The sequence below is a fragment of the Luteimonas aestuarii genome, assembly GCF_004357985.1.
Lineage (GTDB): Bacteria > Pseudomonadota > Gammaproteobacteria > Xanthomonadales > Xanthomonadaceae > Luteimonas > Luteimonas aestuarii.
The window spans coordinates 46,939-59,505 of sequence record NZ_SMTF01000001.1; the positions used below are offsets into that span (position 1 = coordinate 46,939).

Sequence of the window (12,567 nt, forward strand, 5' to 3'; positions counted from 1 at the left end):
CTTTGCTGAACCATGCGAAGTGAACTGAAAAGTTGACCAAAGCAAGAGCGTTCCGCCCTGAAGGGCGGTTGCTTTCTTGACCGGCTTCGCCGTTCGCTGCGCAGTGGGCAAGCAACGAAAAGTCACCCGCCGAAAGGCGGGAGCACTTGATCCTGCAACGCCCAATGCCACGGACAACGTGGAAGCAACGTCGGCGCACGACGATCGGGAGCCAATCGTTCACGTGTCGGGACTCCACCCACGGACGTATTTCAACGCTTCGTCGTGATCGCCCTGCGCAGATTCGAACGCGCCTGCGCATCCAGCCGTTCGTGGAAGAAATCGCTGAGGTAGATCCGTTCCCGCGCCAGCAGTCCCTTGAGGAACGCGCGACGCCGGTTGCGGAACAACCAACCGGGCACGTGGCCGCGGTACTCGGCGGCGATGCCGCGGTCATAGGCGTCGAATACGTCCGGCGCCGCGCCCAGGATCGCCATGTCGCAGTCGAGGAATTGCCGCGTATCGTCTGCACCGGCGGTCTTGCCGAAATCCAGCGGCGCGTGCTGGCCGTGGCGCGCGGTGAGTTCGATCAGTTCGCGCACCCGCGGGATGTCGATGCCACCATCCGGCCACCAGTGTGCGATGCGATCCGCTGCCAACGCAGCGGAGCGCGCCTCGTTGTCGCTGCGCCCAGCCTCGTAGATCGCGTCGTGGAACAGCACGGCCAAGTATACCTCGACCGGCTGCGTCCAAGCGGGGCCTTCGGCAACGCTGGCGTAGTGACGCAACACTTCGCGCACGTGGTTGAAGTCGTGGTACGCCCGTGGCGGCGTGGCATAGGCCGCCTCCAGTTCGGCAAGCAGGCCCTGCGGAAGCGGGAAAGGTGCGTCCATCACGCCTTCAATGGGGTTGCCACGGCCGCACCACCAGCGCCGCGCCCACGATCACCAGCACGCCGCCCAGCACGCGCAGCAGGTCGATCGGGCGCTGCGTGCCGAGTACGCCGTAGTGGTCGAGCGCCAGCGAGCCCAGCACCTGCCCCAGTACCACCAGGCAGATCATCGCGCCGGCGCCGAGCGTGGGCACCAGCAGGGTCGCGGCGTACACGAAGGCAGCGCCGATCACCCCGCCCAGCCAGATCCACGCGGGCAGCGCGGCCAGCGGCTGCGCCGGCCACAGCGGCGTGCGCGTGGCCAGCAGCAGTGCGCCCAGCAGGCAGGTGCCGACCAGGAACGAGACGAAGGCCGCGTACAGCGGACCCTGCGTCTGTGCGCCAAGGCGCGCATTGATCAGCGCCTGCAGGGGCAGCAAGGCGCCGATGACGACTGCGAACGCGATACCGCCGATTGCCCACGCCTTCATGTTTCTAGGCCTCCAAAGATGCTTCACGCACGCACAACAGCGCGACCAGGCTGAGCAGTGCGGCGCCGGCGAGGTAGTAGCCGACCCACTGCAGGCCGAGGTTACCCGCCAGCCAGGTGGCAATGTACGGCGCCAGTGAGGCGCCAAAGATGCCCGACAGGTTGAACGCCAGCGACGCCCCCGTGTAGCGCACGCGCGCCGGGAACTGCTCGGCCAGCAGGGTGCCGACCGGGCCGTAGGTCAAGCCCATCAATCCCAGCCCCAGCACCAGGAACAGCAGCGTGCCCGCGAGGCTGCCGGCCACGAACAGCGGCGCGAACAGCAGGCCGAACGCGATGATCGCAAGCGTGGCCACGATCATCGCCTTGCGCCGCCCGTGCCGGTCCGCATACAGCGCCGCGAACGGGATCGTCAGGCCGAAGAACACCACGCCCGCCATCTGCAGCCACAGGAACTGCTCGCGTGAATAGCCCAGCTGCGACGTGCCCCAATAGAGCGAGAACACCGTCATCAGGTAGAACAGCACGAAGGTCGACAGCGTCAGCAGCGTGCCGACGGCCAGCGCACGCGGATGCTCCACCAGCACGTCGCGCATCGGCATGCGCGCGCGATCCTCGCGGTCGATCACCTTCTGGAAATCCGGCGTCTCGCCGATCCGCAACCGCACCCAGAGGCCCACCCCCACCAACACCGCACTGGCCAGGAATGGCACGCGCCAGCCCCAGGCGAAGAACGCCTCGTCGCTCATGTAGTGGGTCAGCAGCAGGAACGTACCGGTGGACAGGAAGAAGCCGATCGGCGCGCCCAGCTGCGGGAACATGCCGTACCACGCGCGCTTGCCCGGTGGCGCGTTCTCGGTCGCCAGCAGCACCGCCCCGCCCCACTCGCCGCCCAGGCCCAGCCCCTGCCCGAAGCGGCACAGCGCCAGCAGCGCCGGCGCCAGCACGCCGATCTGCGCATACGTCGGCAACAACCCGATCACCACCGTCGAGATGCCCATCGTCAGCAGCGCGGCGACCAGGGTCGCCTTGCGTCCGACGCGGTCGCCGAAGTGGCCGAACACCGCCGAGCCGATCGGCCGGGCGAAGAACGCCAGCGCGAACGTCGCCAGCGACTGCAGCGTGGCCGAGGCCGGATCGCCGGCCGGGAAGAACAGCGTCGGGAACACCAGCACCGCGGCCGTGGCGTAGATGTAGAAGTCGAAGAACTCGATCGTGGTGCCGATCAGGCTGGCGAACAGCACGCGGCGTTTGTCTGCGCCGCGTGCGGGCATCGTCGCGCCTTCCGCAGCCTCGGTGCTCATGCGTGCAGGCCGCCATCCACGGCGGCCGCTTGCCGCGATGCCGTGGACGACGACGCCAGGCTCACCTGCCGGCGCCCGCCGCAGGCAATGCGTACTCGACCTGGTACGCCGGTGGCTCGCCGCCCGGGCCCTTGAGGTAGTGGTCCATCCACTGCATCAAGCGCACCGAATAGTCGTAGCGCGAGGCGCCACGCGCGTTGCCGTGGCCTTCTCCGGGATACAGCACCAGCCGCACCGGCGCCTGACCGGCCAGCTTGAGGTAGCGGTACATCATGTACGACTGCATCACCGGCACGCGCGGATCGGCTTCGCCGTGCAGGATGAGCGTCGGCGTGTTCGATTTCTGCGCGTGCGTGATGGGGCTGGTCTGCCGGTACAGCTCCGGGTTTTCCCAGGGCCACGTGCCCCAGTGCACCAGGTTCTGCTCCCACGGGATGTCGCCGGTGGTCACCAGGCTGGCCTGGTCGGAAATGCCGACGAACATCACCGACGCTGCGAAGCGCTCGCTGTAGTACGTCGCGCCCCAGGCACTGGCATAGCCGCCGTAGGACCCCCCGGTGATGCCGACCTTGTCGCCATCCACCAACCCCGTCCCGACCAGGTAGTCGACGCCATCGACCACGTCGTCGAACTCCTCCATGCCCGGCCGGCCGAAGCCCTGCTTCGAGAACGCGACGCCACGCCCGGTGCTGCTGCGATAGTTGGGCAGGAACACCGCATAGCCTTGCGCGGCGGCGTGGTGCAACGGCTGCGAGTACGCCGTCAACCACTGGTTGGAGTAATGCGCCTCCGGCCCGCCGTGGACCACGACGATCAGCGGCACGCGTGTATTGCCGCGGCGGTCCAGCGGATGCACCAGCAGACCCTCGATCTCCAGCCCGTCGCGGGCCGGGTAGCGGATCACTTCCTGGCGCGCCAGGCGCACGTCCTTGAGCCAGGGATTGCTGTCGGTGAGCCGGCGCGGCTCGCCGCCGCCGGCGGCCATGACGAAGGCTTCGGAGGGATGCTGCGGCGTGCTGCCGAGCAGTACCGCGTTGCCCTGCGCCGCCAGCGCGAACCCGTTCCACACCGGGCCCTCGGTCGCTGGCAACACCGTCTGCGCGGCACCACCACTCACGGCCACGGTGCCCAGGCGCGCCTGCACGCCTTCATGGCTGAGGAACATCAGCGTGTTGGCATCGCGCCACTCCACGTCCACCACGTGGCCTTCCAGCCCGGGCAGCAGGTCGCGCCATTCGCCGCCATTCTTGCCGACCACGAACAGCCGGCCCTGCTGCGCGTCCTGCTCGTCCTCGGCGGAGATGAAGGCGAGGTGCTCGCCATCCGGGCTCCACGACAGCCCGCCGATCTTGCCGGGGTTGTCGACCGTGCCCAGCACGCGCCCCTCCGGCGACACGATGCGCACCCGGGTGAAGACCAGGGTGTCGTCGGTCAGCTGACGAGGCGCGACCAGCAGCGCGAGGCGATCGCCCGCCGGGCTCCACTGCACCGACTGCACGCTGCCTTCGACCGGCACCAGCCGCGGCTGCGAGGTTTCGTTGGCGAGGTCCTGGATCCAAAGTTGCACCGGGCGCCAGTCTTCCTCGTAGACCTTCTGGGTGAAGCCCTGCTTCTTCAGCGCCTTCAGCGCGTCGCTTTCCGGCTCGCTGGCCAGCAGTGCGGCGCGACGACCGTCCGCCGAAAGGTGGAAGGCGGTGATGTCGGACTTGAGCGTCGCCGCGGCGCGCGACTCGCCGCCGTAAAGCGGAATGCGGTAGAGCTTGCGGGTGTCGTCGCCCTGGCGCTTGGCGAGGTAGGCGATCTCGCGCCCGTCGGCGAACCACTCCACCCCGCCCACGTTGACCTTGCCGGTGACGAAGCCGCGACTGTTGCCGCTGGCGTCCACCACGTGCAGTTCGCTCCAGGCCGGGCCGTCCTCGTCGACGCCCAGCGCCCGCGGTACCGACAGGGCGTATGCCACCTGGTTGCCGTCCGGACTGATCGCAGCCGTCGTCACGCCCCGCAGCTTGGCCACGTGTTCGAGCGTCATCCCGCCGTTGGCCCACGCGCTGCCCGCCAGCAGGCACAGCACCGCGACGACACAAGTACCCGCCCGCGACATCCGTCCACCACGCATCCGCATCATTGCTACCCCTGTTCCGGCCAGACCCGGGACTTTGGCCGGGAACGCCTGCAATGGCAAGACCCGAAGGGTGCCGCCGCCGCTCGGTCAGCGCACGCTGCGCCGCGCCTGCGCCAGCGCAGCGAACTCCGGCGCCAACGCCTTCCGCAGACGCGTGGGCAAGCGTTCGAGCGCCGCCCGGGCCGCATCCGCGTCGCGCGGCACCGCGTCCCCTGTCCATGCAAACGCGACGCGATTGCTCATCGTCGGTTCCTGCAGCACCAGGACCTTGTGCTTGCCGAAACTGCGCTGCAGCTTCTCCACGTGGCGCAGCGCATCGGCGCAGAACAGGTTTGTGGCAAGCACGCCGTCCGGCGCCAGTGCATTGCGGCAGTCGTCGTACCAGCGCTGGGTGGACAGCGCGGGCGGAATGCCCTGCGGGTCGTAGGCATCGACCAGCAGCAGGTCGTAGCGGCCGGGTCGCGTACCGAGGAAGGTAGCCCCGTCTTCGACGAACACCTGCAGGCATGCATCGTCATCGGGGATGCGGAACCGGCGACGCATCGCGACCACGGCAGGATTGTTCTCCACCACTTCCAGCCGCACGCCGGGCAGGTAACGGCGGCAGAACTTGACCTGCGAACCACCGCCCAGCCCGATCATTCCGATGCAATCGACGTGAGGCTGCAGCAGCAGTGCCGCCATCATCGTCCGCGTGTACGGCACCAGCAGATGGTGCGGCCGGAACGTCAGCATGCGGCTCTGGGTGACGGTGCCGGCGAACTTCAGCTCGGTGTGGCGCCAGCCGCGCTTGAACAGCGTCGAGACAGCGGTCGATCCGCCCTCCGCATCCGGCGAGGGCAGCCATCTTGACCGCCCGCGGCGCACTCCCGTGTCGTCTTTCCCCATGCCGTTCCGCGCCCAGTCGCCCACCAGCCGCGAAGCGTAACTGACGCACCCAGACACACGCACGGGGAAGCCGTGCGTTGACCCGTTCCACCGGACGCGTTGCGGGCCATTCAACTGGAACCGGTTACGCCCTCCTGCAGCTGAATCCGCGACGGCAACCGTCAGAATCCGTTCATTGCACGCGGTGCAACACTTGCCTTACGCCGGCCACACGCGCCCGCACGCAGCAGGGTCCACGACCATGACACTTCTCTTCTCCCGACTTCGCCTCATGCAAGCGTCGCTGGTGCTTGCCGGCCTGCTGGTGGCCGCCACGCCAGCACTCGCGCAGGATCGCGGTCGAGGCGGCGATCGCGGTGAACAGCGCCGCCAGGGTAACGACGAGCCGCGTCGTCCGGGGCAGGCCGCGCAGCGCGGCAATTCCGACCAAACCGCACGCGTGCAGCGCACGCAGGACGCGCAGACCGACCAGCGTGAGCGCCAGCAAACGCAGCGCCGCGAACAATCGGCGCGCCAGCAGGAGCGCGCGGAGTCCGTGCAGCCGCAACGCCCCGCCGCGCCGTCACCGCGCGGTGACGGCGATCGTCCACGCGAGCAGGCGACGCGCGAGCGCCAGCGCGACGACCTGCGCCCCCGCGACCAGCAGCGTGAGCGTGACGACGCGCAACGCCAGCGCCAATCCGCGATCCGCGAGCAGGCGACGCGCGTGCAGCAACAACGCGACCAGGCCGAACGTGCGCAGCGCGAGCAGCCGATGCCAGGTCGGTCCGGCCAGCGTCCGGAACGGAACGACACTCGCCAGCCGCAACGCGAATCGACCGGGCGTGATCGTCCACAGCGCGGTGCCGAGCAGGCGGGCGGCGACTGGCAAGGGCGCGGCGACCGTCGCGACGAAGGCCGTCGCGACAACGGACAGCGGATCGACCGCGGGCGCCAGGAAGCGCGTATCCGCGATGATCGCGCCCGCGCCGAGCGCTTCCGCCACGAGCGCGCGCAGCAACAACGCCAGGCTGCGCAGCGCGCCGCCGCACGCGAGCGCCAGCTGCAACAGCAGCGGCGCATGGCGCAGTACCGCTACCAGCAGCAGTACTACGCACGCCTGCATGCCCACCAGCTGCGCTGGCAGCGCGCCAGCTACAACTACTACAACGACCCGTTCTACTACTCGCCGGTCACGCACCGCTATCTGTTCGCCGGTACATGGCACCAGACCAATCGCTACGGCGCGGAGCTGATGGAGCGTGCCGTCGCCTACGGCTACGAGGAAGGGCTCTACGCCGGCCGCGCCGATCGCGCCGATGGCTGGCGCTACGACTATCGTGGCAGCGAGGCCTACCACGACGCGCTCTATGGCTACGACGGCCACTACATCGGCATGGACCAGTACCAGTACTACTTCCGCCAGGGCTTCCAGCGCGGCTACGAGGACGGCTACCACGATCGCTACCGCCACGGCCACCGTGGCGACGATGGCCGCTACCGCGTCGTCGCGGCGGTACTGGGCGTGATCCTGGGCCTGCAGCTGCTGCGCTGATCCGGCATCACCCACGGGGCCCGTGCTTCCAGGGCGGGCAGTCCGGTCGGGCTGCCCGCCAGGCATCGCTCAATCGAACGCATCCGCAGCGCCTGTCCGGCACCGGGTCCGCGGCGACGCCATCTCAACGCAGCTGGCTGTCCTTGCTGCCGCGACGGTTGTAGCCGGCACCCGACTCTTCCTCGCGCTCCTCGGCCTCCTGGCAGGCAATGCACAGTCGCACGCCCGGAACGGCCTTGCGCCGCGCCTCGGGAATGGCCGCGCCGCATTCCTCGCAATGCGTCAGCCCAGGGCCTTGCGCAAGCTGGCTGCGTGCCCGCTTGATGCCGTCCTTCACCGTCGCGTCGATCTGGTCCTGCACGGCGCCATCGCCGGCCCATCCGGTGGCCATGTCTCGTCACCTTTGCGTATGCGTGAAAGCCGGAGCATAGCGGCGGTCTCCGAAACCCCGGGTGAGCAGGCGGCGAGGGCCTCCGACGACCGGTCCGCCACGCGTACTGGGATCGGCCTAGACTTGGAGCACCACGCCATCGCCACGGCACGGAGGTCGTCATGTCCGCATGGCTGCTCGCTGCCCTCCTGGCCTCTGCAGGTCCCGCCAACACGGCACCTGTGGATGCCGCGCCCCCCGCGACCACGACCGCCCTGGCCGGCGTCGCCACCACGACCGAAGAGCTGCTCGCTATGCCGGACGAGCTGCGGCAGCGCTTCCATGACGAGGTGCTGTCGCCGTCGTCGCTGCCCAGCCGACGACTCGACGCGATGATGCGCTTCCTGTTCGACGACAGCGGACTTGGCATGCGCTACGCGTCCGAGGCGACCCATGGCGTCGCCGACGCCTATCGCACGCGGCAAGCGAACTGCCTGTCGTTCACCCTGCTTGCCATCGCCCTGGCGCGCGAAGCCGGCTTCGAGGCGCATGGCCAACGCCACGACAGGATCCTCTCCTGGCGGCAGCAGGACAGCAACCTCGTCCTCAGCAACCACGTCAATGCCGGCATCCGCGTAGGACATCGGCATTTCACCCTGGACGTGGCCAGCGACAGCGTGATCGCACAGGGACCGCCCTTGCGCATGACTGATGCGGAGCTCGCAGCGCTGTACCACGGCAATCGTGCGATGGAATACGTGCTGGATGGCGACGTGAGCGGTGCATTGCCGCACGTGGCACGGTCGCTGCAGCTCGACCCGCGCTCGGCGACGTTGTGGAACAACGCCGGCGTCGCGCACCTCCGCAACGGCGACCTCGGCGCCGCGACTTCGGCATACGAACGTGCGATCGCGCTCGATCCGGATCATTCCGGGGCGCTGTTCAACCTCGCCCAGGCCTACCAGCGCCAGGGCAACGACGCCGCCGCGCAGCACCTGAACGCGCGTGCGCAGCGCGTGCTGGAACGCAACCCCTTCCATCACTTCCTGCAGGGGCACGGCGCGGAGGGCCGGGGCGAGCTCGAGGCTGCACAGTCGCACTACCGTCGAGCCATCCGCCTGCTGCCTCGCGAACACCGCTTCCACTTCGCGCTGGCCCGGGTGCAGGTTGGACTAGGCGATCGGACGGGCGCAGTGCGTGCGTTGCGCCGCGCGCGTGCGCTGGGCGGCGATATCGAACGCCTGCAGTACCAATCCAAGCTGGATGTGCTGCAGGCGCAGTTGGGGAGGTGACGATTGACGCCCCGGGCCAGCCACGGGCCCGGGCCCTGCCCTGCGCGTTCAGCGGCAGATCCGTGCCGGCCCGCGATCGAAATGGAAGTGGTCCGCGTGGGCCTCGTTGTACTCCGGCCCAAGGACCGCATCGAACCATCTGCAGGCGCCATCGCGTACGGCGCGCAGGAACGCGGCTTCTTCGTCTTCTGTAGCGTCTTCCGGACTGGACGTGGTCTGGCTGTCGACGGCAGCGGCGGATGACCAGTCGGACAGCACGCGGATGCGCCTGCCGTCCTCAAGCACGAAGCCGGCGATGTCCACTGCGTCCGCCGTCGCATGTTGGCTGCGCCGACGCCCGTCCGCGTTATAGATGTTCCGGCATGCGTACGACCCGAGATGCTCGATTCGTGCCACCGGGCTACCGAGATGCGCGTCCGCGGCCTGCTGCAACGCGTGGCGCTCCCACATCGCCAGCGACAACGCAGCCCGGCAGCTCAGCGAGAACGGTTCGCCAACGGCGACGCTGGTGCGGTCAATGCGGTACGCATTGTCGAAACCGCAGCCATCGCCGGTCTCGCGGTCGGGCAGCGCCGTCAACCGCATACCCGCCTGCCCCAATGCTTCACGACAGGCGACGCGATCCGTCGAGGCGCGCGCCAGCTTGATGCCGGTCAGCAGGTTGGGTGATGCATCGATGCGGAGCGGGGCCCAGGGGTTCCACGCATCGGGCACGCGCACCCCGGCCACCTGCCACGCCCAGGTTGCGCATGCCAGCAGCAGCAGGGACAGCAAACCGGCAAGGCTGCGACGTGGGCGTGGCGAAGGTGTGTGCTGCATCACGGCATCATCCCCGACCGCGCGTGGACTGGATGCAAATACGAACACCTGCATCGTCGCCGTAGCCGGCGGCCTCGTTCCAGACCCTGATTGGCGAGACCCTGGTCGGTGCCGACGACTTCACGCAACGCCTGCCTCGCTGAACTGCGGCCGTAATGTGGGCCAACCAGTTCGCAGTTTTTCACCTGCGTTTTGCACCGGTGACGCGAAGATCCCACCGAAACCTGCAATCACGGAGTCTCGAAATGAAGCCGATCCATGCCACTACCCTGCTCGCCGCCGTCGCGTTGGCTGCTTCCGGCGTCGTGTCGGCACAATCGACCGTCCTCTACGGACCCGAGGACGAGGGCCGCCGTTTCAGTGACGGGAGTCGCGTGGTCTGCACCGATGTCGAAGTTCGCCAGGCCGACAGTGATCCGAACCGCATTGGCGGTACTGCCGCGGGTGCCGTGATCGGTGGCCTGGTCGGCAGGCAGGTGGGCGGTGGCAGCGGCCGCGACATCGCCACCGTCGGCGGCGCAGTCGCCGGCGGCGTCATCGGCCGCAATGTGCAGGGCAACCGCCAGGAAGCGCGTGGCGACCGCGTGGTCGAACAGCGCTGTGAGCGAGTCTGGCGTTGACGAGCTCTAACCTCTAACGACGCCAACGTCTAGCGATCCGGGTGCATGCGCGATCTGGCTGCGTGCAGCGCACCGCTGACGCGGTGGCGCAAGCAGATCCGAATTCGCGTCCACGTCAAACCGCATCAAGCCGAAACCAGACGCGGGTCGGCGCAACGTCGGCCTGCGACTTCCTGCCTGCGCGCTTCCAGCCCTGCCTGCATCCGGGCACGCTCAGCCGACCCGGCCATGCGAAGCCCGCCACGCATCCAGCACGGTTTTCTCTTTCTCGCGGGTGATACCGGCCCGCAGGGTCGCCTGGCGGTCCGCAGGCAATGACCGGAACCACGCCAGCAGGTCTTCCACGGTCGTGGCCAGTGGCCGGAACGTCAGGCCCGCGGCGATGGCGGCGGCGTTGCTGACCGCACCGTAGCCGCCATAGGTGTCGTGGTCCGAGGGCACCCAGATCGGCAACGAGACCTCCTGCTGTTCCAGGAACTGCGTTGGCACGTGCGTGAACTCGACCGGGCCGCCGGTGACCGCGTGGCAACCGTGCACCATTGCGTCGGTGCTCAGCCTGTAATCCGGACCACACGCGTTGAAGGTCCCGTAGGTGCGGTTTTCGGCAAGGCGGATCACCCACTCGCCCAGGTCGCGGCCATCGATGATCTGCACGGGATCACTGCCGTCGCCAGGCACCAGGACCTCGCCGCCTTGCGCGATGCGGTGCGGCCAGTAGGTGAAGCGATCGGTTTCATCGCGCGGGCCCACGATGTAGCCCGGCCGGATGATCGTGGTGCGCTCATCGAACTGCTTCCACGCCTCGGCCTCGCTCAGCGCCTTGAGCGGACCGTACAGGTTGGCCATGTCCGCCATCATGCTATCGCGCGTCTCGGCCATGGCATCGGCACCGCCATAACGTGCCAACGCCGCGTCTTCGGTGATGCCCGGCTTCGAGCCATCCGCGTAGACCGAGATGGTCGAGATGAAGAGGTAATGGCCGACCTTGCCCTTAAGCACGTTGCCGGCATCGCGCACCCAGAATGGCAACGTGGTGGGGTTGTCGATGCAGACGTCCCACTCGCGACCTTCCAGCGCCTTCAGGTCACCGGTGTCGCGATCGCCATGCAGTTGTTCCACCTCCCCAGGCCATTCCGGGGAAGGCCGCCTGCCTCGGTTGAACAGGGTGACCTGGTGCCCGCGCGCCAGCGCGTACTGCACCTGGAAGGGTCCGGTAAACCCGGTCCCGCCGAGGATGAGGACGCGCAGTGGCCTGGCGGCCTTGTCGATGGGCGCACCCACCGCGCTCGAGGCAAAGGCAGGCAAGGTGGCGCTGGCGGCGGCAAGCGCACCGAGCTTGAGCAGGTCGCGTCGTGACGTGCGCATCGTGGACTCCGGTCGGATGGATCGCCGCATCTTGCACCTGTCGCGCGTCCGCCGCGCATGACGAAAGTCGGGGTGACCGCTGGCCGCATCGCGTCGCCCTTCGTTTCGCCGCATCCGGCACATAGTCCGTCGCGACCACGCACGGCACCGACCGGTCGGAGTCGTCGTCCCCACCCCGCGTTACCATGGCCGTCCGTTTGCCACGACTTAGCACGCGCCATGCCCCAGCCCCACCCTGCGCGCGCCTCCGCACGCCACGCCGTGCTCGAGGACACACGCCCCGCCGTTGCCAGGCGCGATGCCGAGGGCGCCCGACGCAAGACCCAGGCGCGGCTGGAGATAGAGCTGCAGGCACCGGCGCGCGCATCCACGCATCCGCTGGCCTGCGCCAGGGGCTGCGCGATGTGCTGCCACCTGCGCGTCGCCGCGATGCCCGTCGAGGTGCTGGGGGTCGTCCAGTACCTGCGCGGAAGATTGTCCCCGGACGAGCTGGCGACACGCGTGGATCTGGTTCGCGACACTGCGGAACGCGTCTCTGCGCTGCCGCGAGGACAGCTGCTCTCGACCAATATCCCCTGCCCCATGCTCGACGCCGACGGCGCCTGCGGCATCTACCCGGCCCGCCCGCTCAATTGCCGCGCCTACCACTCGCTTGACATCGAGGCCTGTCGCAACGCGTTCGGGAATCCCGGCAACCTTTCAGCCACCCATCCCCAAAGCGAATGGATCTCGGCGATCAATAGCGGTGCTCAGGAAGGATTGCGCCAGGGCCTGGCGACGATGGGCAGGGACACCACGCAATACGAGTTCGTGACTGCGCTGGCGGAAGCCCTCGATGATCCCGTATGCGCGCGACGCCATGACGCCGGCCAGCCCGTGTTCCGCAACGCCGTTCGCCTGTAGGCCGCGGCCC

General features: G+C 68.5%; 14 protein-coding genes. 4 read left to right on the forward strand and 10 right to left on the reverse strand.

From position 1 onward, the window contains the following. Window positions 1-251: 251 nt before the first annotated feature. From E2F46_RS00225 to E2F46_RS00255, 7 genes are all read right to left on the reverse strand, one after another. Complete coding sequence (locus tag E2F46_RS00225) at window positions 252-872, reverse strand: HD domain-containing protein (protein ID WP_133320183.1); 621 nt, start codon at window positions 870-872, stop codon at window positions 252-254. A gap of 7 nt (window positions 873-879) precedes the next feature. After that, window positions 880-1,341 carry a DMT family transporter gene (locus tag E2F46_RS00230; RefSeq protein WP_133320184.1) on the reverse strand — a complete coding sequence of 154 codons (462 nt, stop codon included), beginning with the start codon at window positions 1,339-1,341 and terminating at the stop codon, window positions 880-882. Between the two features lie 4 nt (window positions 1,342-1,345). Next, window positions 1,346-2,644, reverse strand: coding sequence for an MFS transporter (locus E2F46_RS00235; RefSeq protein WP_133320185.1), 1,299 nt, complete (start codon window positions 2,642-2,644; stop codon window positions 1,346-1,348). Window positions 2,645-2,705: 61 nt separating this feature from the next. Continuing rightward, window positions 2,706-4,769, reverse strand: a complete 2,064-nt coding sequence (locus E2F46_RS00240; protein WP_133320186.1) for a S9 family peptidase — start codon at window positions 4,767-4,769, stop codon at window positions 2,706-2,708. 84 nt (window positions 4,770-4,853) lie between these two features. Continuing rightward, complete coding sequence (locus tag E2F46_RS00245; protein WP_133320187.1) at window positions 4,854-5,654, reverse strand: spermine/spermidine synthase domain-containing protein; 801 nt, start codon at window positions 5,652-5,654, stop codon at window positions 4,854-4,856. A gap of 172 nt (window positions 5,655-5,826) precedes the next feature. Continuing rightward, window positions 5,827-6,159: a hypothetical protein gene (locus tag E2F46_RS00250; RefSeq protein WP_133320188.1), complete on the reverse strand. Its 333-nt coding sequence runs from the start codon at window positions 6,157-6,159 to the stop codon at window positions 5,827-5,829. Window positions 6,160-6,216: 57 nt separating this feature from the next. After that, the gene (locus E2F46_RS00255; protein WP_133320189.1) at window positions 6,217-6,702 is read right to left on the reverse strand and encodes a hypothetical protein; all 486 of its coding nucleotides are present in this window, start codon (window positions 6,700-6,702) and stop codon (window positions 6,217-6,219) included. 12 nt (window positions 6,703-6,714) lie between these two features. Between E2F46_RS00255 and E2F46_RS00260 the strand changes: the two genes are divergently transcribed. Next, window positions 6,715-7,188, forward strand: a complete 474-nt coding sequence (locus E2F46_RS00260; RefSeq protein WP_133320190.1) for a hypothetical protein — start codon at window positions 6,715-6,717, stop codon at window positions 7,186-7,188. Between the two features lie 124 nt (window positions 7,189-7,312). On the opposite strand, the gene E2F46_RS00265 is transcribed toward E2F46_RS00260, so the two are convergent. Further along, a complete protein-coding gene (locus tag E2F46_RS00265; RefSeq protein WP_133320191.1) occupies window positions 7,313-7,579 on the reverse strand; it encodes a DksA/TraR family C4-type zinc finger protein in 267 nt (88 codons plus the stop codon). A 161-nt stretch (window positions 7,580-7,740) separates the two neighbouring features. On the opposite strand from E2F46_RS00265, the gene E2F46_RS00270 reads away from it, so the two are divergent. After that, a complete protein-coding gene (locus E2F46_RS00270) occupies window positions 7,741-8,850 on the forward strand; it encodes a tetratricopeptide repeat protein (RefSeq protein ID WP_133320192.1) in 1,110 nt (369 codons plus the stop codon). A 48-nt stretch (window positions 8,851-8,898) separates the two neighbouring features. Here the strand turns inward: E2F46_RS00270 and E2F46_RS00275 are convergent, their stop codons facing one another. Further along, window positions 8,899-9,669 carry an extensin-like domain-containing protein gene (locus E2F46_RS00275; RefSeq protein ID WP_133320193.1) on the reverse strand — a complete coding sequence of 257 codons (771 nt, stop codon included), beginning with the start codon at window positions 9,667-9,669 and terminating at the stop codon, window positions 8,899-8,901. A 245-nt stretch (window positions 9,670-9,914) separates the two neighbouring features. Between E2F46_RS00275 and E2F46_RS00280 the strand changes: the two genes are divergently transcribed. Continuing rightward, window positions 9,915-10,289, forward strand: coding sequence for a glycine zipper 2TM domain-containing protein (locus E2F46_RS00280; protein ID WP_133320194.1), 375 nt, complete (start codon window positions 9,915-9,917; stop codon window positions 10,287-10,289). Between the two features lie 213 nt (window positions 10,290-10,502). Here the strand turns inward: E2F46_RS00280 and E2F46_RS00285 are convergent, their stop codons facing one another. Then, entirely contained in the window at window positions 10,503-11,654 is a 1,152-nt protein-coding gene (locus E2F46_RS00285; RefSeq protein ID WP_133320195.1) for a Rossmann-fold NAD(P)-binding domain-containing protein, read from the reverse strand. A gap of 219 nt (window positions 11,655-11,873) precedes the next feature. Between E2F46_RS00285 and E2F46_RS00290 the strand changes: the two genes are divergently transcribed. Then, window positions 11,874-12,557 (forward strand): YkgJ family cysteine cluster protein, encoded by a 684-nt coding sequence (locus E2F46_RS00290; RefSeq protein WP_165967296.1) that lies wholly within the window; start codon window positions 11,874-11,876, stop codon window positions 12,555-12,557. Window positions 12,558-12,567 lie beyond the last annotated feature (10 nt).